We start from the raw sequence: 22488 nt of genomic DNA on the forward strand, positions 1-22488 counted from the left end.
TAGCGCTTGGATCCCCTTTAACCGCGAGCCGGGGCTGGGCCTGGCTCCACGGTCACAGGACTCAGTCGCCCGACGCGGCCTTGGCCGGAGCCGGTTGCGCCTGGTAGATCAGATACGGCTCGGATTTGTGCTCGATGACCGACTCGTCCACCACCACCTTGCTCACGTTTTCCTGCGATGGCAGCTCGTACATCGTGTCCAGCAGCACCGATTCGACGATGGTGCGCAGGCCACGCGCGCCGGTCTTGCGCTTGAGCGCCTTCTTGGCGATCGCAGACAGGGCATCCGGGCGGAACTCCAGTTCCACGCCTTCCATGTCGAACAGCTTCTTGAACTGCTTGGTGATGGCGTTCTTCGGCTCGGTCAGGATCTTGATCAGGGCTGGCTCGTCCAGTTCCTCCAGCGTTGCGACCACCGGCAGGCGGCCGACGAACTCGGGGATCAGGCCGAACTTGATCAGGTCTTCCGGCTCGACCTCGGCCAGGATCTTGCCGACTTCCTGCTTGCGCTCGCTGCTCTTGACCTTGGCACCGAAGCCGATGCCGCCGGCATCGTTGGAACGCGCCTGGATCACCTTGTCCAGGCCAGCGAAGGCGCCGCCGCAGATGAACAGGATGTTCTTGGTGTCCACCTGCAGGAACTCCTGCTGCGGATGCTTGCGCCCGCCCTGCGGCGGCACCGAGGCGACCGTGCCTTCGATCAGCTTCAGCAGCGCCTGCTGCACGCCTTCGCCGGACACGTCGCGGGTGATCGACGGGTTCTCGCTCTTGCGCGAGATCTTGTCGATTTCATCGATATAGACGATGCCCTGCTGCGCCTTCTCGACGTCGTAGTCGCACTTCTGCAGCAGCTTCTGGATGATGTTTTCCACGTCCTCGCCGACATAGCCGGCTTCGGTCAGCGTGGTCGCATCGGCGATCGTGAACGGCACATTGAGCAGGCGCGCCAGCGTTTCGGCCAGCAGCGTCTTGCCCGAGCCGGTCGGACCGACCAGCAGGATGTTGGATTTGGCGAGTTCGACGTCGTCGTTCTTGCTGCGGCTCTCGATCCGCTTGTAGTGGTTGTACACCGCCACTGCAAGCGTGCGCTTGGCACGCAACTGCCCGATCACGTACTGATCCAGCACTTCGAGGATCTCGCGCGGCTTGGGCAGGCTGGAACGGGCCGACTGCGCCTTCTCTTCGAGCTCTTCGCGAATGATGTCGTTGCACAGCTCAACGCACTCATCGCAGATGAATACGCTGGGACCGGCAATCAGCTTGCGGACTTCATGCTGACTCTTACCGCAGAACGAGCAGTAGAGAATCTTGTTGCTGTCGCCGGAACGACCTTGGCGGTCTTCGCTCATGCTTCTGTTACCCAGTTACCCCACCCGATGCACGGGGGTTCGATTTCGAGAATAGCACAGGGTCGGGAGGACATTCGCCCAGCCCGACCCTGCCGGTTTTTCCTGCAATTTCAGCAATCTGGCGATCAAGACGGCTGAATCGACTCTTCCGGACGACGTTCCAGCACCTGATCCACCAGGCCATAGGCCTGTGCGTCGACCGCGCTCTTGAAGTTGTCGCGCTCGGTGTCGCGCGCGATGGTTTCCAGCGACTGGCCGGTGTGCTTGGCCAGGATCTCGTTCAGGCGCGAACGCAGGGTCAGGATCTCGCGCGCATGGATGTCGATATCGGTCGCCTGGCCCTGGAAGCCACCGAGCGGCTGATGGATCATCACGCGCGAATTCGGCAGCGCATAGCGCTTGCCGGCGGCACCGGAGGCCAGCAGCAATGCGCCCATCGAGGCAGCCTGGCCGACGCAGATCGTGCTTACGTCCGGCTTGATGTACTGCATGGTGTCGTAGATCGCCATGCCGGCCGTGACCACGCCGCCGGGCGAGTTGATGTAGATGCTGATGTCCTTTTCCGGGTTATCCGCTTCCAGGAACAGCAGCTGGGCCACGATGACGTTGGCCATATGGTCGTCGATGGGACCGACCAGGAAGATCAGACGCTCCTTCAGCAGACGCGAGTAGATGTCGTACGCACGCTCGCCACGGCTGGTCTGTTCGACCACCATGGGCACCAGGTTCAGGGCTTTGGTCACAATGCTCATCAGTCTTCCCGTTGTGGCAGCGGCCTGTGCCGCTGCCCGTGTTCGACATCCGCGCCCCCGATCCTGCAGGGCGCAGTCCTTCTCTTGCTACCGCATCAGACGCGAATGGCGTCCTGGAACGACAGCGGCTGCTCGGTGTGCTGGGCGCGCTCGGCGATCCAGTCGATCACCTGCTCTTCCATCACACGGCTCTGCAGCCCACCCATCAGTTGGGGGTCGTTACGGTACATCTCAATGACCTGTTCCGGCTCTTCGTAGGTGGAAGCGATCAGACGCAGCGTTTCGCTGACGCGCTTGGATTCCAGGCGCAGCTCGTTGCGACGGGCCACTTCGCCGACCAGCAGGCCGACCAGCACGCGCTTGCCGGCGGCATCCATGAAGCCCTGGTAGGCATCGTCCGGCACCTGGCCCGGATCGCGCCCGCTGCGACGCACCTGCTCGACCTGCTGGGCCAGCATGGAACGGGCCTCGTTCTCGACCAGACGCGGCGGCATTTCGACGTGCGCGTAGGCGGCGATCAGCTGCTCGCCCACTTCGCGACGCAGGCGGTTCATCAGCGCGCCCTTGAGCTCGCGCTCCAGGTTGGTGCGGATATCGGCGCGGAACTGCTCGGCATCGCCACTCTTGACGCCGAAGCTCTTGATGAACTCCTTGTCCACCACCGGCAGCACCGGCTCGGACACTTCGACCGCCTTGACGTGCACCTGCACGGTCTTGCCAGCCAGCTGCGGCACGCGCCATTCGGCCGGAAAATCGACAGTCAGGGTCTTGTCTTCGCCCTTGGCCAGACCTTCCAGGCCCTTTTCGATCTGGTCGAACATCACGCCCGAGCCCAGCACGCTGCTACCGGTCTCCACGCCTTCGGCGGGCAGACGCTCGTCGCCGGCCTGCGACCAGGTCTCCAGCGCCACCAGGTCGCCGACCTGCGCGCCGCGCTCGACCGGGTTCCAGGTCCGGCGCTGCAGGCGCAGGTTTTCGATCATCTGGTCGATGTCGGCATCGGTTACTTCGGCGGTGTGACGCACCACCGACAGCGTGGCGACATCGATATCGCCGAAGTCGGGCACCACTTCGAAGGTGGCGACGAAGTCGAAGTCGCTTTCGCCCTGGTCGATGCGCGGGTTGCCGGCCAGACGCAGCGAGTGCTCGCGCACGGCCGAGTCGAAGGTTTCGCGCAACAGACCTTCCATCGCCTCGGCACGCACCTGCTGACCGAAGCGCTGCTCGATGACCTTGGTCGGCACCTTGCCGGGACGGAAGCCCTTGATGCGCGTGGTCCGCGCCAGCTCGCGCAGGCGACCGCCGACGTGGGTCTCCAGACGCTCCTGCGGCAGGGTGAAGGTCAGGCGGCGTTCCAGATTGCCGGTGGATTCGATCGATGCTTGCATGTTGACTCCTGCCACCGACTGCACAAGCGTCGGCACGAGATGGAAGATGGGGGTTGACGGATGGCGAGAAAGCCGCCGAGCCTTGTAGTTTCGCCGATAACGGCGGCGGCTACCAGCGGGACGCGCGCAATGGCGCCTGCAGCCTGAAGCCGGTTTGCGGGAGCTGCAGCGGCCGGAGCACTCACGGCCGCACTGCATTGGTGCGAAAGGGGGGACTCGAACCCCCACGCCTTGCGGCGTCAGAACCTAAATCTGGTGCGTCTACCAATTCCGCCACTTTCGCGATGTCGCAGGTGCCTGCGCATTGTTGCAGGGATGCCGGCAAAGAAAAAGCGCTGCGAACGGGCCGGCAAGGCGGTGCGACTGGTCTGTGGCAGGCCGGCACGCGACCGCCTGCCCTCGCTTTCTGGAGACCAGTGCGAACCGGACTCGACTGAACGGTTTACGCTGCCAGCCTGATTCCAGCCCAAACCCGGTGATGTCGCGTGCGCATGACTGCGTCAATATTTGCGAAAATTCCGTTAAACCCAAGCCCAGAGAGCGCGCTGTCGCAATGAGAGACCGATACCGTCAGATCGTGGCACTGTCGCGAGACTGCATCAAAGAGATCGACCTCGACGGGCGGATCACAGCGGTCAATGTCAATGGATTGACCGCCCTGGGCGCCAGTGGTCCGGAGCAGATGCTTTCTCGCCCCTGGCGGGAGTTCTGGCCGGCCGAGGCCGTCGCGTTGGTCGATACGGCGCTGGCGGCATCGCTGGCGGGCTCGATCCATGAATTCGAGGCCAGCTGCGTCAACTTCGCAGGCGTACGCCAGACCTGGCAGGTGGTCACCAGCCCACTGTTCGACGAGGCCGGCAACGTCGAGGCAATCCTGGCGGTCAGCAAGAACATCTCCGACCGCCGTGCGCTGGAAGCGGCTTTCCACACGCTGGATCGCACCCTGAAGGCAGAGCGCGAATTCTCCATGGACGCGCTGATGCTGGCGCGCACGCGCGCGGACACCCTGTCGACCGAGCTGCATAACCTGCGCGATCTGCGCGAACGCATCGAAGACGATCTGGACATTGCGCGCGCCGCGCAAGGCGCTGCCGAAAAGATCTCCGAGCAGGCACAAAAGGGCGAGGCGGTCGGGCAACTGCTGGCCGGCGTCGTGCACGATCTGAACAATGTGCTGCAGGCCGCTACCTCGGCGATCGACCTGGTGGTCCAGCGCGGGAAGATCGATGCGCAGGACACCAAGTTGCTCGGGGTTGCCGACGCAGCATTGCAGCACGGCTCGGTGATGGCGCAACGCCTGGTGGGCTTCTCGCGCCAGTATCCCTACAGCCCCGACGTGGTCGACCTGGGCGCATTGGCAGCACAGCTCACCCCGCTGCTGGAGCAGGTCATCGGCGCGGACTTGCGCCTGCAGGTCCGCAACGACGCAGGCGCATGTTGCGCCATGGTTGACCAGCACACCCTCGAGCGCGCAGTACTCAACCTGGTCATCAATGCGCGCGATGCATGCGACAGCGGCGATACCATCCGCGTGGAGACCGGCCATGCAAGCGTGACAGACGCCGAAGCCAGCCTGACAAAACCCGCTGGGGAGTACGTCACCATCGCAGTCGCCGACGATGGACATGGCATGGATAGCGATGTGCAATCGCGGTTATTCGAGGCCTATTTCACCACCAAAAGCGCGGACAAGGGCGCGGGTCTGGGCCTGGCGCAGGTGTACAGCGCAGTCCGGCAGGCCGGCGGATTTGTCGACGTGACGTCGGCACCGGGTCTGGGCGCGCGCTTTACGCTTGCCTTCCCACGACTGCAACCTGCCGACGCCTGATTGGCGCTTGCGGATGCGCGCACGAGCAACGCGCGGACCGTGCTGACTGCATGATGGCCGGCAGCTTGGCTGCGGTGAGTTCTTCCTGTTTCGACAACGGCAACAGGCGGACACGGGTGGCGTCGGCGATGAGCGATGGATCGAGGACGAGTGCGCCTGCCTGCAAATCGCCATGCGAGACTTGATGGTGCCGATGCGTGCAATCCATCGGTCAGAGCACTGTCTTATCGATCTGCGCGTGCCTGATGACCGACTATTCCGACAGCTCTGCCTGATGACCGTCGCTGCTGCATCGGTACGCGATGCGGCCTCTGCATGCAGCGCTCGCTTCGGAAAACTGCCGGCAAAGCGCCGATCCAGATCGAATTGCTGATACGCGCCGATGCAACGTCGTCGCTGGCGTCGCTCGCATGCCCATATGCACTTACATGCAGCGCATCTGCATTGGTCGGCTATCGACCCCACATTTCCTGGCGTAGCCACTACTCGATAAACACATCCCGGCGATGGGGTGACCCGAGCATCTCGCGTTCGCGCCGGGAGTGCGCGCTTCGCGGATGCGGAATCCTTGCCCGATCCACAAGCCCATAGTCTGGCGACCCGAACGTCCCGGCATTTCTGGCTACCACCATATCGGCCACACCGCCATCGAACATTCACGACCAGCGCGTGGCAATGGCTCGTCGCCGACTGCGGTCGCGAACAGTGCACACGTATGGCAGTCAAGAAACATCGTGTCTTGCTATCGACCGACATCACCGTCAAGCGCCTTGCCAATCCCCAACACCCCGGTCACGGGGCAACCTCGCTGAGGAAATGCATCATGGTTCAGACACACCTTCGCAAGTCGTCCGGCCTGTTTACCGCCATTGCAACCGCCCTGGCGCTGTTACCCGTGATGGCGTTGGCATCGCCCGCACGAGGTACCTTGCTCAACAGCAATTTCCTCACCAGCTATACGCGCAGTGCGCTTGCCGCGTTGCTGCCCGACGAGAAGGCCGCCGAGCAGCCCAGATGCGATGTCCGCGTTGCCGAAATCACCTATGCAACGATCGGCGTGCACGGAGAGCCAGCCACCGCGTCGGCCGTGTTGCTGGTGCCGGGCGGCGCAACCTGCAACGGACCCTATCCCCTGCTTGGCTGGGACCAGGGCACCGAACCACTACGCACTGCAGAACAGGCGAAGGAAATTCGCGACGCGAAGGGCGATGACCCGTTGGTCACCCGGCTCGCCGGCCAGGGCTATGTGGTGGTGAGCACCGATTACCTGGGACTGGGCAAATCCAACTATGCCTTCCATCCGTATCTACATGCCGCCAGCGAAGCCAGTGCAAGTATCGACGCGATGCGTGCCGCACGGCAGGTGCTGACACGCTTGAACACGCCGCTGTCGGGCAAGGTCATGCTCGCGGGGTACTCGCAAGGCGGACACGCCGCGATGGCAACCCAGCGCGAAATCGAGGCGCATTTCTCCAAGGAGTTCAACCTGGTTGCCAGCGCACCGATTTCCGGGCCTTACGCGCTCAGCCAGAGCTTCCTGGACAGCTGGAGCGGGCATAACGCGGTAGGCGAAAGCAGCTTCGGACTGGTGCTGGCAACCTACGCACTGGTCGGTATGCAGCACGCCTACCAGAACCTCTATCTGGCGCCGTCGCAGGTCTTCCAGGACCCGTGGGCCGGAAAGGTCGAAGCGCTCTTCCCCGGCACGCATGACCTGACCGACCTGGCGCTCGGCGATTCGCTGCCAACCATCGACAAGGTGCGCAGCTACTTCCAGCCGAGTTTCTACAACGACTTTGCGCGCAACCCGAACAACGCCTTCCGCAAGGATCTTGCCCGCAACGATCTGCTGGACTGGACACCGCGCACCCGCACGCTGCTCTGCGGCTCTTCCAATGACGCCACGGTGCCGTTGAAGAACGCCACCACTGCCATCGCTGCATTCAAGCAACGCGGCAGCACGCAGGTGTCGGTGGTGGATCTGGGCAGCGGCAATCGCGCAGACAACAGCGCGCTCGAGCACTTGTTGACCAAGGAGAGCTGCATCATCGCGGTGCGCCAGCAACTGCTCGACAAGCAGCGCTAGCGGCAGGCGCACGGCGCCACGGACGCAGGATGAGACCACGGCGGACGGCGCGCAGGACACTGCCGCCACTCGTCGGTCGGTCCGTTGCAACATCCGGGCAGCTACTGCCTGGGACCTATCGACCGCGCGCGACAGCGTGGCGCATGTCATGCGATCGATGCAGAGACAAGGGCGCGCGTCCATGCCGACACCACGGTTGCAGCGCCACTTGCACCAGCGCTTGCCACAAAGAAAAACAGCCACTCAACTTTCGCTGAGTGGCTGCCTGTCTGGTGGGCCGTCAAGGATTCGAACCTTGGACCTATTGATTAAGAGTCAACTGCTCTACCAACTGAGCTAACGGCCCTGAAACTGAGTCGCGCATGATATGCGCTTTTTTGCTTCGTTGCAACACCCGCGACGCATCGGGTCAAACTTTCTTGCTATCAGTGGGGTGGCTGAGGGGACTCGAACCCCCGACATCTGGAATCACAATCCAGTACTCTAACCAGCTGAGCTACAGCCACCACTGAAAACCTGCTTCCTACCGTACCGCCGATGGCGCGCCCGACAGGACTCGAACCTGTAACCGCCGGCTTAGAAGGCCGGTGCTCTATCCGGTTGAGCTACGGGCGCCCGGACCGAACTTCGCATTCCCACGCCGTCAAGAGCTCGGAATGGTCGGGGTAGAGGGATTCGAACCCCCGACATCCTGCTCCCAAAGCAGGCGCGCTACCAGACTGCGCTATACCCCGGCGGGACCCTTCCATCCCGAAGGCTGGAAAGGTCGGCTATTTTGGGAACGATTGGCCTCGCTGTCAATCATTTCCGTGTAAATCGGGCGATCCGGTATCCTCGCTGCAACGCTCACCCATACGGCGAGCACCACCTTCATGGAGAACACCTATGCGTAGCGGTAACCCGGCCCTTCGGGAATCCACGTTCCTCGACCTCGGCTCCGGCTCGGTGGTCACCCGCGATGGTCAGGCGATGACCCTCAACGGCACCGTCAACAAGACCGGCCTGCTGTTGCTGATGGCGGTACTCACTGCCGCCTTCGCCTGGTCGCAATCGATCGGTGCCGACGGCATGCCGCTACCGGCAGCACGCCTGTACATGATCGCCGGTGCGATCGGCGGGCTGGTGTTCGCACTGGCGACCAGCTTCAAGCCGACCTGGGCACCGGTCACCGCACCGCTGTACGCGCTGGTGGAAGGCTTCTTCCTGGGCTCGATCTCGGCGGTCTACGAGGCGCGTTTCAACGGCATCGTGTTCCAGGCGGTGCTGCTGACCTTCGGCACCATGTTCGCGCTGCTGTTCGCCTACCGCAGCGGCATGATCAAGGCCACGGAGAACTTCAAACTGGGCGTGGTGGCCGCCACCGGCGGCATTGCGCTGGTGTATCTGGCGACCATCGTGCTGGGCTTTTTTGGCGTGCGCATTCCCTTCATCCACGACTCGGGTCTGATCGGGATCGGCTTCAGCCTGTTCGTGGTCGTGGTGGCCGCGCTGAACCTGGTGCTGGACTTCGACTTCATCGAAAGCGGCGTCGAGCACGGCGCGCCCAAGCACATGGAGTGGTACGGCGCGTTCGGCCTGATGGTGACGCTGGTGTGGCTGTACATCGAGTTCCTGCGCTTGCTGTCGAAGCTGCAGTCGCGCAACTGAGCCGGGATTCGGGATTCGGGATTCGCAACAGCGGTTCCTCGAGCATCCGGGTTTCGAGCAAAAAGAAAGGGCGCCTGGGCGCCCTTTCTTTTTGTCTTTTTGCTGTAGCGATGTCGCTCAGAGGCGGCTGGCGATGGCCTTGGCGAAGCCCATGGTGTTGCCGGTGCCGCCCAGGTCGGGGGTCAGCGCGTCCTTGGCTTCCAGGGTGGCGACGATCGCTTCGCGCAGGCGCTCGGCGTTCTGCGGCTGGCCGATGTGGTCCAGCATCTGCGCGGCGCCCAGCAGCAGCGCGCACGGGTTGGCCTTGCCCTGCCCTGCGATGTCCGGCGCCGAGCCGTGCACGGCTTCGAAGATCGCCGCATCGACACCGATGTTGGCGCCCGGGGCCAGGCCCAGGCCACCAACCAGACCCGCACACAGGTCGGAGATGATGTCGCCGAACAGGTTGGTGGTCACGATGATGTCGAACTGCTCCGGACGCATCACCAGCTGCATGCAGGTGTTGTCGACGATCATTTCCTGGAACTCGATTTCCGGGTACTGCGTGGCGACATCGCGAGCGACTTTCAGGAACAGGCCCGAGGTCGACTTGATGATGTTGGCCTTGTGCACCGCGGTGACCTTCTTGCGGCCGGTGGCGCGCGCCAGGTCGAAGGCGTAGCGCACGATGCGCTCGGAGCCCTTGCGGGTGACGCGGGCGCCGGAAACGGCCACTTCGCCGTCGGCCGAGACTTCCTGGCCTTCGCTCAGGTAAGCGCCTTCGGTGTTCTCGCGCACCGTGATCAGGTCAACGCCATCGGCGAAACGCGACTTGGTGTTGGGGAACGACTTGGCCGGACGCACATTGGCGTACAGGTCGAACTTGCGACGCATGGCCACGTTGATCGAGCTGAAGCCCTCGCCGACCGGCGTGGTCAGCGGGCTTTTCAGCGCCACCTTGTTCTTGGTGATCGACGCCAGAGTGGACTCGGGCAGCAGATCGCCGTGCTTTTCCAGCGCGACCAGGCCAGCGTCGGCGTACTCGTAGGTCAGGCCAGCCTGCAGCGCGTCGAGCACGAACAGCGTGGCATCCATGATCTCCGGGCCGATACCGTCGCCGCGGATGACCGTGATTGTCTGCGTCATAACGTTGGGTTTCCGAACTTGAAAGGGGGGAGCGCCAGCCGTTAACCCGGCAAAGCGGCGCAAGGAGGTTTCACCGGCAATTATGCCCGATGCCGGTGACGGCGCCCAAACCGACCTTGGTCTAAGGCATCGCGGCTCGCCGGCAAGGGCGAGCGCGTTGCTGCTGCAGCAGGCGATTCAGCAGCGCGACGGCGGTCGTGCGCTCCAGGCCGCCCGGCCAAACGCTGCCGGCAAGACGCCGCGGAGCGAGGGACCTAGGCGGCCAGATCCGCCAACGCCCATCCGGATGCGATCGCACCTATCGGACGGCTATCGCCATCGCAACGGCAGTCAGGCGCCCTCATCGACAGGCCGCCAGGTCCGCAAGCGGCCAGGAGACAACCCAGCCCCTCTCGGCTGGCAACCCGAGCGCATTGCCAAAACGGGACGCGCCGCCTCAACGGCGGCGCGTGACCTGCTTTTACGAATCCCCACTCCCCATCCCGAATCCTGACCGGCACTGGCCAATCAGCCGCCTACGGGTGTCCATCAGGCATGCGCATGCTGCTCGGGAGGCTGTGCGCCGCCTTCGAGCTGATCGAGGAAATCCACCGCGCGGCGCAGGTGCGGGATCACGATGGAGCCGCCGACCACCAGACCGACCGAGAAGGTTTCGAAGAACTCTTCACGGGTGACGCCTGCTTCCTTGCACTGCGCCACGTGGTAGCTGATGCAGTCGTCGCAGCGCAGTACCATCGAGGCGACCAGGCCGAGCAACTCCTTGGTCTTCACGTCCAGTGCGCCGGCCTGGTAGGTCTGGGTGTCCAGCGCGAAAAAACGCCGTACGACCTGATTGGGCTCGGCCAGGATGCGCTGGTTCATGCGCTGGCGGAATTGCGTGAACTCGCGCAGGCGATCGGCGCTACCGTCGTCGGAAGCACTCATGCCTGACCGCCTGCGGCGGCGAACAGCGGTTCGAGTTTGCCGGCGCGATGCATGGCCATCATGTCGTCGTAGCCGCCCACATGGACGTCGCCGACGAAGATCTGCGGCACGCTGGTGCGCCGGGCCAGGGCGACCATCTTGTCGCGCTCGGCCGGGTCGAGGTCGATCCGCACCTCGGTCCAGGTCTGGCCCTTGCTCTTGAGGAAATTCTTGGCCGCCACGCAATACGGGCAGATGGCGGTGGAATACAGGGTGATCTGCGGGCCGGTGGCCGCATCCTGCACGTTGGTGTCTTGGCTCACGGGAAACTCCGTGGTGGGTTTGAGGTCTGACACATGGTAGCGGGCGACTGGAATTTCCATGTCGTCACCGCAACACTGTGGATTAATTGCCGATTCACGCCGCTGCGCTGCGCTGCCCGCATGCTCCGCGCACCACCTGGGAGTTCCACTTGCGCCTGCTTCCGCTCGCTACCGCCCTCACCCTGGCCCTCGCCATGGGCGTGGCACCTGCGCAGGAAAGTCGCCTGCCCGATATCGGCTCGTCGGCTGGCGAGCTGCTGACTCCGGCCCGTCAGGCCGAGTACGGCAAGATGATGCTGGCCGAGTTGCGCAACTACGACTACGTGCTGGACGACCCGCTGATCGGCGACTGGCTGCAGACCATGGGTACCCGGCTCGGCGCCAACAGCGACCAACCGCAGCAGCCCTTTACCTTCTTCATGCTGCGCGACCGCCAGATCAATGCGTTCGCCACGCTGGGCGGCTATATCGCGGTCAATGCCGGGCTGGTGCTGACCGCCGAGCGCGAGGACGAAGTGGCCGCGGTGCTGTCGCACGAAATCGCCCACGTCACCCAGCAGCATGTGCTGCGCGGGGTGGAACGCGCCCAGCGCGACCAGATCCCGATCCTGCTCGGCATGCTGGCGGCAGTGGTGGCGGCGCAGCAGGCCGGCGGCAATTCCAAGGGCGATGCCACCATGGCCACCATCACCAGTGCGATGGGGCTGATGCAGCAACGCCAGATCGACTACACCCGCTCCAACGAATCGGAGGCCGACCGGCTGGGCATCCGCACGCTGGTCCGCAGCGGCTACGACGTGGACGCGATGGCCGGCTTCTTCGAGCGCATGTCGGTTGCGATGCGCGCCAACGAGGGCGGCTACAGCGCACCGGACTTCCTGCAGACCCACCCGGTGACCACCACCCGCATCAGCGAGGCCAAGGCGCGCGCCGAGCAGATGAAGAAGAACACCGTGGTGCTGACCACCTCGGTGCCGGGCGGAACGCGCCAGGAGCGCGTGGACCCGGCCGATCCATCGTTGTCGGAGCCGTTGAGCCGCAACGGTAACGCGCTGCTGCCGTATGCACTGCGATTGCCGGTGGATGCGCTGAGCCGTGGCGGCGACCAACAGGGTTTCGACTGGGCCAAGGAGCGCCTGCGCGTGCTCAGTGCGAGCACGCCCGATGCGGCCATTCGCGAATACGAAAACCTGCGCCGTAGCGCCAAGCAGGGCCTGACCGATGCGCAGCGTTACGGGCTGGCGCTGGCGCAACTGCGCAACAGCGGGAGCCGGCCGAGCGAACCGGTGGCCGAGCTGGCCGGCCTGCTGGAAGCGCATCCGGACAACCTGTGGCTGGCGCTGGGCCTGAGCGAGGCGCAGGCGCGCGTGGGCCAGCGCGAGGCAGCCAACGCCCGCTTCGATGCGCTGCTCAAGCGGCTGCCGAACAACCGTGCGGTGGCGCTGACCTATGCCGGCGCGCTCAACGAACAAGCCAGCAAGGAATCCGGTCAGCGCGCGCGTCAGGTGCTGGAGCCCCTGCTCTACCGCAGCGGCGAGGATCCGTTGCTGCAACAGACCTACGCCCGCGCCTGTGAGCTCGCCGGCGATCATCTGCGGGCCAGCGAGGCCTATGCCGAATCGGCGTCCCTGAACGGGCGCCCGGAGCAGGCCCTGATCCAGTTGGAGGCGCTGAAAAAGAAGGACCTGGACTATGTGACACGGGCGCGTGTGGATGCGCGGATTGCCGCAATCACGCCGACCGTGCTGGAACTGCGTCGTCAAGGTATCCGCGACCCGGATCTGTCCACGCAGTGACATCGGGTCCGCGAATACGCATCGCGCGGCATGCTGCGCCTGGCTTCACCGCGCCTGAAGCGGTTCAGTCCGCTTCACAGAATGACCGCCTGGCAGGAGGCAACGCCCGCCATGTCACATTAAAGTCACAAAACCGTAGTCTACTGGCGATCACCAAAGCCAGACGGTAAGCCCCGCGTGCAGAAACGCATTCTGATCGTCGATGACGAACCCGCGATCCGCGACATGGTGGCGTTCGCGCTGCGCAAAGGCGAGTTCGAGCCCATCCATGCTGGCGACGCGCGCGAGGCGCAGACCGCCATCGCCGACCGCGTGCCCGACCTGATCCTGCTGGACTGGATGCTGCCGGGCACCAGCGGGCTGGATCTGGCGCGGCGCTGGCGCAAGGAACAGCTGACCCGGGAGATCCCGATCATCATGCTGACCGCGCGTGGCGAAGAGAACGACCGTGTCGGCGGGCTGGAAGCGGGCGTGGACGACTACGTGGTCAAGCCCTTCTCGGCACGCGAGCTGCTGGCGCGTATCCGGGCGGTGATGCGCCGCACCCGCGAGGACGACGAGGACGGCAGCGTGGCCGTGGGCCGCCTGCGCATCGATGGCGCCGCGCACCGGGTGTTTGCCGGCGATGCGCCGGTGCCGATCGGCCCGACCGAATACCGGCTGCTGCACTTCTTCATGACCCATCCCGAGCGCGTGTACACGCGCACCCAACTGCTGGACCATGTCTGGGGCGGCAGCGTGTATGTGGAAGAGCGCACCATCGACGTGCACATCCGCCGCCTGCGCAAGACGCTGGAACCGTTCGGCCTGGAAAACATGGTGCAGACCGTGCGCGGCTCGGGCTATCGTTTTTCGTCGGCAACCTAGTACATGCCGCACCGCGACCCGGCCGCCGATCGGCCGGGTCGCCTGCCTACCTGACGCTTCGTGGTAACGCCTTCCATGCCTCAACATATCCGTTCCGCCTGGCTCAAGACGCTCGGCACCCTTGCGCTGTTGTTGGGCGCTGCCGTCGTGGTGGGCGTGCTGATCGGGCATGTGTGGATGGCGCTGACGCTCACCGCGCTGGGGGTGCTGAGCTGGCATTACTGGCGGCTGCGGCAAGTGCTGCGCCGGCTCACCGCGCGCCAGCGTGCCGAGCCTGCCGCCGGTGTCGGCGCCTGGAACGAACTGGATCGGCTGCTGTATCGCAGCCAGGCCGAAATGCGCGGACGCAAGCGGCGCTTGATCGACATGTTGCGCACCTATCGCGCCGCGGCGCAGGCGCTACCGGATGCGGTGGTGGTGGTGGACCGCAACAGCCAGCGCGTGCAGTGGTTCAACAAGGCGGCCGGCGGCCTGCTCGGGCTGCATCATCCTGGCGATATGGGCGTGTCGGTGGTGGAACGCCTGCAGCCATTGCCGCTTGCCCACTGGCTGGCGGCCGGTCGCAATGCCGAGCCGATGCTGGATGCGGCCTCGCCGGTGGACCCGGACCTGCGCCTGAATCTGCGCCTGATCCCCTACTCCGACGACTACTGGCTGCTGGTGGCGCGCGATGTCAGCAAGCTGTTGCGCCTGGAACAGGTGCGTCGCGATTTCGTGGCCAACGTGTCGCACGAGCTGCGCACGCCGTTGACGGTGGTGCATGGCTACCTGGACATGCTCGACCCGGAGGACTTTCCCGACTCTGGCCCGATGCTGGCGGAGATGCGCAAGCAGTCGCAGCGCATGGCGCAGCTGGTCGAGGACCTGCTGACCCTGTCGCGGCTGGAATCGCAGGAAGAGCTCGGCGAAGAAAACGTGGCGATGGCGCCGATGCTTTCGACCTTGCGCCGCGAGGCCGAGGCGCACAGCCAGGGCCGCCACACGGTGGAAGTGATCGATGAAGCCGGCGTGGATCTGCTCGGTTCCAACAAGGAATTGCACAGCGCGTTTTCCAACCTGGTGACCAATGCGGTGCGCTATACGCCCGGGGGCGGCACGGTGACGATCCGCTTCCTGCGCGAGGGCGACGGCGCGGCGCTGGCGGTACGCGACACCGGCTACGGCATTCCCGCCTCGCATCTGCCGCGCATTACCGAGCGCTTCTACCGCGTGTCCAGCAGCCGCTCGCGCGAGAGCGGCGGCACCGGGCTGGGGCTGTCGATCGTCAAGCATATCCTGGGCCTGCACCAGGCACGGCTGGAGATCGAAAGCGAAGTGGGACGCGGCAGCGAATTCTCGTGTCATTTTGTGGCCGCACGCGTCGTGCAGCGCGAACAGTCCCTGCCACTGTCACGCTTGGCGTGATATGTAGGCAGTGCGCGTCGACGCGTGTAGCGCCTGTACCCGCGCAACGTCCGTTGCACGCGCTGCACCGCAGCGCGCACGCGGCAACACCGCACACCAATCCGTCTTGATGACCGACTCCATGGGCCACGCCAAACAACTGCACGACGTCACACCTTCCGAGGACATCGCCACCGATCCCTTGCGGGATCCGGCGCTGTACATCAACCGGGAACTGTCGCAACTGGACTTCAATTTCCGGGTGCTGGCGCAGGCGCTGGACGAACAGGTGCCGCTGCTGGAACGGCTGCGGTTCCTGTGCATCTCGTGCACCAACCTGGACGAGTTCTTCGAAATTCGCGCCGCCACCGTGCGGCACGCGCAGGAGTTCGGCCTGCCGCCGGCACCGGACGGCCTGAGCCCCACGGCCATCCTCAACGCCGTGCACGACCGCGCGGCCAAGCTGGTCGAGCAGCAGTACCACGCGTGGAATGACGTGCTGCGCCCGGCGATGGAAGAGGCCGGCGTCGCCGTGCTTGGCCGCGCGACCTGGACCTCGCGCCAGAAGCGCTGGCTGCGCGCCTACTTCCGCAACGAGATCATGCCGGTGCTGTCGCCGCTGGGCCTGGACCCGGCGCACCCGTTTCCGAAGATTCTCAACAAGACACTGAACATCGTGGTGGTGCTGGAAGGTCAGGACGCGTTCGGGCGCGCCGGCCATCTGGCCATCGTGCGTGCGCCGCGCTCGTTGCCGCGCATCATCCAGTTGCCGGCCAGCCTGTCGCCGGAGGGCGCGCAAAGCTTCGTGTTCCTGTCCTCGGTGCTGTCGGAGTTCGTGGACGAATTGTTCCCGGGCATGCAGGTCAAAGGCTCCTACCAGTTCCGCGTCACCCGCAATTCCGAGCTGGTGGTGGACGAAGAGGAAGTCGAAAACCTGGCACTGGCATTGCGCGACGAACTGGTCACGCGCGGCTACCGGCCGGCGGTGCGGCTGGAGATCGCGCACGATTGCCCGGCGCCGATCATGCGCACCCTGCTGCAGAACTTCGGCTTGAACGAGAACGCGGTGTATCGCATCGTCGGGCCGGTCAATCTGAGCCGCGTCACCCAGGTCTACGACCTGGTGCAGCGCCCGGAACTCAAGTACCCCTCGTTCAACCCGCGCACCCTGCGCGACAGCGAGGGCATCTTCCAGATCGTCAGCAAGGGCGATGTGCTGCTGCACCACCCCTTCGATGCGTTCACCGCGGTGCTGGACGTCATCCGCCAGGCGGCCGTCGACCCGAACGTGCTGGCGATCAAGCAGACGCTGTACCGCACCGGCAAGGATTCGCTGATCGTCGATGCGCTGATCCTTGCCGCGCGCAACGGCAAGGACGTCACCGTGGTGGTGGAGCTGCGCGCGCGCTTCGACGAAGAGGCCAACCTGGGCCTGGCCGACAAGCTGCAGGAAGCCGGCGTGCAGGTGGTCTATGGCGTGGTCGGCTTCAAGACGCACGCCAAGATGCTGCTGATCGTGCGGCGCGAGGGACGCAAGCTCAAACGCTATGTGCACCTGGGCACCGGCAACTACCACAGCGGCACCGCGCGGCTGTATACCGACATCAGCCTGATCACGGCGGATGTGGAAATCGGCAACGATGTGCACATGCTGTTCCAGCAATTGTCCGGGCTGGCCCCGCGCATGAAGCTGGAGCAGTTGCTGCAATCGCCCTTCACCCTGCACGCCGGCGTGTTGAAGCGGATCGAGCGCGAAACGCGGCTGGCCCGCAACGGCCGCCCGGGCCGCATCATCGCCAAGATGAATGCCCTCAACGAGCCGCAAGTCGTGCGTGCGCTGTACACCGCTTCGCAAGCCGGTGTGCAGATCGACCTGATCGTGCGCGGCGCCTGTACGCTGCGGCCCGGGGTGCCCGGCGTGTCCGACAATATCCGCGTACGCTCGATCGTGGGGCGATTCCTGGAACATAGCCGCGTGTACTGGTTCGGCAACGACGGCGCGGCCGAGTTGTACTGCGCCAGCGCCGATTGGCTGGAACGCAATCTGTTGCGCCGCGTGGAAACCTGCTTCCCGATCCTGGAACCGGATCTGGCCAGGCGCGTCTATCGCGAAGTGCTGCAGAACTACCTGGACGACAACGTCAGTGCCTGGGAACTGGATGCCGAAGGCGTGTACCACAAGCGCACCCCCGGCCCTGGCGAGCCGGCCCATTCGGCGCAGATGACCTTGCTCGATCGGATCTGAGAACGCGAGGGCCGTGGGCTCTCACGTGGCCAACCGCCCATCGGCTACCATGCGGCCATGCCAATGCCCTCCCCCACGATTCCGCCCCTGCGCGATGGCGATTTTCTTGCCGCCATCGACTTAGGGTCCAACAGTTTCCACATGGTCATTGCGCGCTACCTGATGGGTCAGCTGCGCGTCGTCGATCGCCTGCGCGAAACCGTGCGCATGGCCGACGGCCTGGATGGCAAGGGCGGTCTGTCCAACGAAGCGCGCCAGCGTGCGCTCGAATGCCTGGCACGCTTCGGCCAACGCATCCGTGAAGTTCCCTCGCTGCGCGTGCGCGCTCTGGCGACCAATACGGTGCGTCAGCTGCGCTCGCCGCAAGCTTTTTTGATGCCGGCGGAAACTGCACTGGGGCATGCGATCGAAGTGGTCAGCGGGCGCGAGGAAGCGCGGCTGATCTATCTGGGCGTGACCCATGCGCAACCGCCCAAGCCCGATCAACGCCGGCTGGTGATCGACATCGGCGGTGGCTCGACCGAATTCATCATCGGCCAGGGCTTCCAGACCCTGGAACGCGAAAGCCTGCAGGCCGGTTGCATTGCCAGCACGCGGCGATTTTTCCCGGGCGGCAAGTTGTCGAAGAAAAAATGGAAGGATGCGCTGACCGAGATCGGTGCCGAATTCCAGCAGTTCGCCGGCCAATACAAGGCGCTGGGCTGGCATGAAGCGATCGGTTCGTCCGGCACGCATAAGGCGATCGGCGAAATCTGCGCGGCGATGAAGCTCACCAAGGGGGCGATCACCGCGCAGGCGCTGCCGGCGCTGCGCGATGAGCTGCTCAAGGCCAAGCGCATCGAAGACATCCAGCTGCCCGGCCTGGCGGCCGAGCGGCGGCCGATCATCGCCGGTGGAATCCTGGTGCTCGAAGCGGCCTTCCAGGCGCTGGGGCTGGAGAAGCTGATGGTCAGCAAGGCCGCGATGCGCGAAGGCATCCTGTACGACATGCTCGGCCGCGGCGGCCAAAACGACCCGCGCGACAGCTCGGTGGCCTCGCTGGTGCAGCGCTACGGCATCGATGAGGTGCAGGCGCAGCGCGTGGAAGCCACGGCCTGCCGCCTGTTCGATCAGGTCTGCGAATCCTGGCATCTGGATGGCGACGATGCGCAGGTACTGCGGCGTGCCGCACGCCTGCACGAGTTGGGGCTGATCATCGCGCACAGCCAGTATCACGTGCATGGCAGCTACATCCTGGAACATTCGGATATCGCCGGTTTTTCGCGCCAGGAACAGCAGGTCCTGGCAGCGCTGGTACGCACGCACCGGCGCAACGTCCCCAAGACCGCCTTCGATGCGCTGCCGGACCGGTTGCTGCTGCCCACCCGCCGCAAGGCCGCGCTGCTGCGGCTGGCAGTGCTGCTGCACCGTGCGCACGAATCGGACCCGATCCCGACACTGGAACTCACCGCCGACGACACGCGGCTGTCGTTGATCCTGTCGCAAAGCTGGATCGATTCGCGCCCGCTGCTGCGCGCCGACCTGATCGGCGAAGTCGAAAGCATGGCCGGCCTGGGCATCGCGTTCAAACCGTTTGTGGCCTGAGGCCTGCGGCCTCAGGCGGGAATCGGGAATCAGGAATCGGGAATAGTCGACCACGGGGCTTTGAGAAGTTCTGACTGGTGGCGATTGCGCTGAACGAGTGCAGCACGCTGCCTTTGCGATTCCCCATTCCCCATTCCCCATTCCCCATTCCCCATTCCCCATTCCCCATTCCCGGCTCCACTGTCACCGCCGCGACTTATGGGCGCAACATCGATGCCATCGCCCTGCCGGAAGCTAGCGAAAACCGGAGAACGGGCATGCGCTACGCGATCGTTACCGAAACCTATCCCCCCGAGGTCAACGGTGTTGCGCTGACGGTCCACGGCCTGGAAACCGGCCTGCGCGCGCGTGGGCATCAGGTGGATGTGGTGCGTCCACGCCAGGGCTGCGACACCGCCCCATCCGATGCATTGCTGGTGCGTGGCGCGTCGCTGCCGCGCTACCCGGGGCTGAAATTCGGGTTGCCAGCGACCCAGCGGCTGATCCGTCATTGGCGAACGACGCTACCGGATGCGATCTACGTGGCCACGGAAGGCCCGTTGGGCTGGTCGGCGATGCGTGCGGCACGCCGGCTGGGCATTCCGGTCGCCTCCGGCTTCCACACGCGTTTCGACGAATACCTGCCGGACTACGGCGCCGCCTGGCTGCAGGGCACCGCGCTGCGCTGGATGCGGCGTTTTCATAATCAGGCCGACGCCACCCTGGTGCCGACGCGCGAACTGCAACAGTTGCTGCGCCAGGACGGGTTCGAGCGTGTGCAATTGCTGGCGCGCGCTGTGGACAGCCAGCAGTTCGATCCTGGCCGCCGCGATCATGCCTTGCGCGCCGGGTGGGGTATCGAAGGCGAAGGCTTCGCAGCGATCTATGTCGGACGGATCGCCAACGAAAAAAATCTGCCCTTGGCAGTGCAGGCATTTCGCAGGCTGCAGCAGGTCCGCCCGAAGGCGCGCTTTGTGTGGGTCGGCGATGGCCCGGCGCGCGAAAAGATCGCACACGACAATCCCGACTTCATCTTCTGCGGCGTCCAGCGCGGCGAGGCCCTGGCGCGCCACTTCGCCAGCGGCGACCTGTTCCTGTTCCCCAGCCGCAGCGAAACCTTCGGCAACGTGACCCTGGAAGCGATGGCCAGCGGTGTGGCGACGGTCGCCTTCGACTACGGTGCCGCGCGCGAATACCTGCGCAATGGCCAGACCGGCGCGGCGGTGGACAACGACGCGGCTTTCATCCAGGCAGCCGTCGCACTCACCCAGGACGACGCGCTACGCCAGCGCTTGGGTGCGGCGGCGGCGCAGGCGATGAAAAAACTGCATCCGGACAATGTGGTATCCGACTTCGATGCCTTGTTGCTGGGCATCACTGCGGCACGGGGGCGTTATGTCGTCAACGCGGCTTGAGGTCTTGCGCGGTCATGAAGCGCGCTGGTGCCGACGCGCCAACCATTGGTGCCGCCGACACACGGTGCGCCGCACATTCGCCACCATCAGCCGCCTGGGCGATGGTGTGTTCTGGTACAGCCTGATGGGCCTGCTGGTGCTGCTCGACGGCATGGGTGGCGTTCGCGCCTCGGCGCACATGGCCGCCACCGGCGTGCTCGCCTTGACGCTGTACAAGGCACTCAAGCGCTGGACCCGCCGCCCGCGTCCCTACGCCGCCGACGTGCGCATCCGCGCCTGGGTGGCGCCGCTGGACGAGTTCAGTTTTCCCTCCGGCCACACCTTGCATGCGGTGTCCTTCAGCATCGTGGCGCTGGCCTACTACCCGTGGCTCGCCCCGCTGCTGGTGCCATTTTCGGCATGCGTGGCGCTATCGCGCGTCGTGCTTGGATTGCATTACCCCAGCGACGTGCTGGCCGCCACGGCGATCGGCGTCGCGCTGGCGAGTCTGTCGTTGTGGGGGCTGCCGGCACTGATCGGGTAGAGGTTTGCGGCAGCACCGCGCCGCGCGAGCTCGCGTAGGCCTGGCCCGGTTTCCTCATCGTTATTGCGCAACAGACCGGGACTCGGGCCGGGTGCCTGCGCAGGTGCATACCGCTGCGATGCGTTGCTTGCCCGCTCACGCAATCGCAGCTACCACGCCTCGCCATCCGGCGGTCCGGACGTACAATGGCGCGATGACGACACTGTTCATTTCCGACCTGCATCTGGATCCGGCCCGGCCGGCGATCACCGCGCTGTTTCTGGATTTCCTGCGCACGCAGGTGCCCGGGAGCGATGCGCTGTACATCCTTGGGGACCTGTTCGAAGCCTGGATCGGCGATGACACCCCGTCCACCGCTGCGGATGAGGTCGCGGTGGCATTGCATGCGGTGGCCGATGCCGGCGCCCCAGTCTTCTTCATGCCGGGCAACCGCGACTTCCTGGTGGGCGATGCCTACGCGCAGCGCGCCGGCTTGCGCATTCTGCCCGACCCCACCGTGATCGATCTCTACGGCCATACGACGCTGCTGCTGCACGGCGACCTGCTGTGCACCGACGACACCGCCTATCAGGCATTCCGTGCGCAGACCCGCGACCCGGTGTTTCAGGCGCAGTTTCTGTCGCAGCCGCTGGCCGCCCGCGTGGCCTTCGCGCAGCAGGCGCGTGCGGCAAGTCAGGCCCGCTACGCCGAACTCAAGCAGGGCGACCAGGCGCAGCTCGAAACCGTCACCGACGTGTCGCAGGCCGAAGTGGAAGCGACCTTCGTGCGTTACGGCCTGGATCGCATGATCCACGGCCATACCCATCGCCCCGCAATCCATACCCTGCAAGCCGGTGGCAACACCTGCACGCGCATCGTGCTGGGCGACTGGTACGAGCAAGGCTCGGTGCTGCGGGTGGATGCCGATGGCGTTGCGTTGGAGCAGTTGCCACTCTAGATCCGGCAGCCGCAGCCGCCCCCGCATGCGGGGATTGCGCTGCGGTGAGTCCGTTGCCGCCGGTTGCGCGAATGTGGCGGCTGCGCTTCGCATCGCAGGCCAGGTGCGGCCACTGCTTCGCACGCACGACGGCGTGCCGCTGAAGACAGCGAGCACCTCGTCCAGTCCAGCCGATGAAACGCGCGCTCAACACGGCGCAGCGCGCGCGTTGCACCCTCGATTCGGGTGCCGCACCCAATCCGTCCGGCATCGGATACATCGATCAGTCGCGCTGCTGAAAGTCCCTAAAGTGCAACCTTCATCGGCAACGGATGCCGCTACCAACATCGCGTCCGGATGCGCAAATACGCAGTGGCAGC

17 protein-coding genes and 5 tRNA genes are annotated in these 22488 nt (G+C 64.9%); 11 read left to right on the forward strand and 11 right to left on the reverse strand.

The genetic code is table 11. The features are described 5' to 3' along the window. Nucleotides 1–61 precede the first annotated feature (61 nt). The 4 genes from clpX to FHY19_RS12000 all read right to left on the reverse strand — a co-directional run bounded on the left by clpX (nucleotide 62) and on the right by FHY19_RS12000 (nucleotide 3771). Entirely contained in the window at nucleotides 62–1348 is a 1287-nt protein-coding gene (gene clpX / locus FHY19_RS11985; protein ID WP_046963201.1) for an ATP-dependent Clp protease ATP-binding subunit ClpX, read from the reverse strand. Between the two features lie 125 nt (nucleotides 1349–1473). Next, on the reverse strand, nucleotides 1474–2100 hold the full coding sequence (gene clpP, locus FHY19_RS11990) for an ATP-dependent Clp endopeptidase proteolytic subunit ClpP (RefSeq protein WP_002806026.1): 627 nt from the start codon (nucleotides 2098–2100) through the stop codon (nucleotides 1474–1476). Between the two features lie 95 nt (nucleotides 2101–2195). Next, complete coding sequence (tig, locus tag FHY19_RS11995; RefSeq protein WP_259166282.1) at nucleotides 2196–3488, reverse strand: trigger factor; 1293 nt, start codon at nucleotides 3486–3488, stop codon at nucleotides 2196–2198. A 198-nt stretch (nucleotides 3489–3686) separates the two neighbouring features. Continuing rightward, nucleotides 3687–3771 (reverse strand) — tRNA-Leu (locus tag FHY19_RS12000). Nucleotides 3772–4041: 270 nt separating this feature from the next. Between FHY19_RS12000 and FHY19_RS12005 the strand changes: the two genes are divergently transcribed. Continuing rightward, nucleotides 4042–5316: an ATP-binding protein gene (locus FHY19_RS12005; protein WP_259166385.1), complete on the forward strand. Its 1275-nt coding sequence runs from the start codon at nucleotides 4042–4044 to the stop codon at nucleotides 5314–5316. An 823-nt stretch (nucleotides 5317–6139) separates the two neighbouring features. Beyond that, nucleotides 6140–7402: a lipase family protein gene (locus FHY19_RS12010; RefSeq protein WP_259166283.1), complete on the forward strand. Its 1263-nt coding sequence runs from the start codon at nucleotides 6140–6142 to the stop codon at nucleotides 7400–7402. Nucleotides 7403–7672: 270 nt separating this feature from the next. Here the strand turns inward: FHY19_RS12010 and FHY19_RS12015 are convergent. The 4 genes from FHY19_RS12015 to FHY19_RS12030 form a co-directional block, all read right to left on the reverse strand. Further along, a tRNA-Lys gene (locus FHY19_RS12015) sits at nucleotides 7673–7748 on the reverse strand. An 83-nt stretch (nucleotides 7749–7831) separates the two neighbouring features. Next, nucleotides 7832–7908 (reverse strand) — tRNA-His (locus FHY19_RS12020). Nucleotides 7909–7940: 32 nt separating this feature from the next. Beyond that, a tRNA-Arg gene (locus FHY19_RS12025) sits at nucleotides 7941–8017 on the reverse strand. Between the two features lie 42 nt (nucleotides 8018–8059). Next, nucleotides 8060–8136 (reverse strand) — tRNA-Pro (locus FHY19_RS12030). Between the two features lie 151 nt (nucleotides 8137–8287). Here FHY19_RS12030 and FHY19_RS12035 point away from each other — a divergent pair. Further along, nucleotides 8288–9049, forward strand: coding sequence for a Bax inhibitor-1/YccA family protein (locus FHY19_RS12035; protein WP_259166284.1), 762 nt, complete (start codon nucleotides 8288–8290; stop codon nucleotides 9047–9049). Nucleotides 9050–9166: 117 nt separating this feature from the next. Here the strand turns inward: FHY19_RS12035 and FHY19_RS12040 are convergent, their stop codons facing one another. The 3 genes from FHY19_RS12040 to grxC form a co-directional block, all read right to left on the reverse strand. Next, nucleotides 9167–10174, reverse strand: a complete 1008-nt coding sequence (locus tag FHY19_RS12040; protein WP_259166285.1) for an isocitrate dehydrogenase — start codon at nucleotides 10172–10174, stop codon at nucleotides 9167–9169. A 528-nt stretch (nucleotides 10175–10702) separates the two neighbouring features. Continuing rightward, on the reverse strand, nucleotides 10703–11098 hold the full coding sequence (locus FHY19_RS12045; RefSeq protein ID WP_259166286.1) for a carboxymuconolactone decarboxylase family protein: 396 nt from the start codon (nucleotides 11096–11098) through the stop codon (nucleotides 10703–10705). After that, nucleotides 11095–11400, reverse strand: coding sequence for a glutaredoxin 3 (gene grxC, locus FHY19_RS12050; protein WP_259152870.1), 306 nt, complete (start codon nucleotides 11398–11400; stop codon nucleotides 11095–11097). Before grxC ends, FHY19_RS12045 begins: the two co-directional genes overlap by 4 nt. 149 nt (nucleotides 11401–11549) lie before the next feature. Here grxC and FHY19_RS12055 point away from each other — a divergent pair, with 149 nt between their 5' ends. The 8 genes from FHY19_RS12055 to lpxH all read left to right on the forward strand — a co-directional run bounded on the left by FHY19_RS12055 (nucleotide 11550) and on the right by lpxH (nucleotide 22129). After that, entirely contained in the window at nucleotides 11550–13196 is a 1647-nt protein-coding gene (locus FHY19_RS12055) for a M48 family metalloprotease (protein WP_259152869.1), read from the forward strand. A gap of 177 nt (nucleotides 13197–13373) precedes the next feature. Further along, nucleotides 13374–14063, forward strand: a complete 690-nt coding sequence (gene phoB / locus FHY19_RS12060; RefSeq protein WP_002806631.1) for a phosphate regulon transcriptional regulator PhoB — start codon at nucleotides 13374–13376, stop codon at nucleotides 14061–14063. Nucleotides 14064–14138: 75 nt separating this feature from the next. Next, the gene (phoR, locus tag FHY19_RS12065; protein ID WP_259152858.1) at nucleotides 14139–15467 is read left to right on the forward strand and encodes a phosphate regulon sensor histidine kinase PhoR; all 1329 of its coding nucleotides are present in this window, start codon (nucleotides 14139–14141) and stop codon (nucleotides 15465–15467) included. Nucleotides 15468–15588: 121 nt separating this feature from the next. Next, entirely contained in the window at nucleotides 15589–17691 is a 2103-nt protein-coding gene (ppk1, locus tag FHY19_RS12070; RefSeq protein ID WP_259153948.1) for a polyphosphate kinase 1, read from the forward strand. 63 nt (nucleotides 17692–17754) lie between these two features. Continuing rightward, complete coding sequence (ppx, locus tag FHY19_RS12075; protein WP_259153943.1) at nucleotides 17755–19275, forward strand: exopolyphosphatase; 1521 nt, start codon at nucleotides 17755–17757, stop codon at nucleotides 19273–19275. Between the two features lie 257 nt (nucleotides 19276–19532). Beyond that, a complete protein-coding gene (locus FHY19_RS12080; RefSeq protein WP_259166289.1) occupies nucleotides 19533–20669 on the forward strand; it encodes a glycosyltransferase family 1 protein in 1137 nt (378 codons plus the stop codon). After that, nucleotides 20650–21192 carry a phosphatase PAP2 family protein gene (locus FHY19_RS12085; RefSeq protein ID WP_046963210.1) on the forward strand — a complete coding sequence of 181 codons (543 nt, stop codon included), beginning with the start codon at nucleotides 20650–20652 and terminating at the stop codon, nucleotides 21190–21192. The genes FHY19_RS12080 and FHY19_RS12085 overlap by 20 nt, the downstream gene beginning before the upstream one ends. A gap of 193 nt (nucleotides 21193–21385) precedes the next feature. After that, on the forward strand, nucleotides 21386–22129 hold the full coding sequence (gene lpxH, locus FHY19_RS12090) for a UDP-2,3-diacylglucosamine diphosphatase (RefSeq protein WP_259166292.1): 744 nt from the start codon (nucleotides 21386–21388) through the stop codon (nucleotides 22127–22129). Nucleotides 22130–22488 lie beyond the last annotated feature (359 nt).

The organism is Xanthomonas sp. 4461 (genome assembly GCF_024806475.1).
GTDB classification, from domain to species: Bacteria; Pseudomonadota; Gammaproteobacteria; order Xanthomonadales; family Xanthomonadaceae; genus Xanthomonas; species Xanthomonas arboricola_F.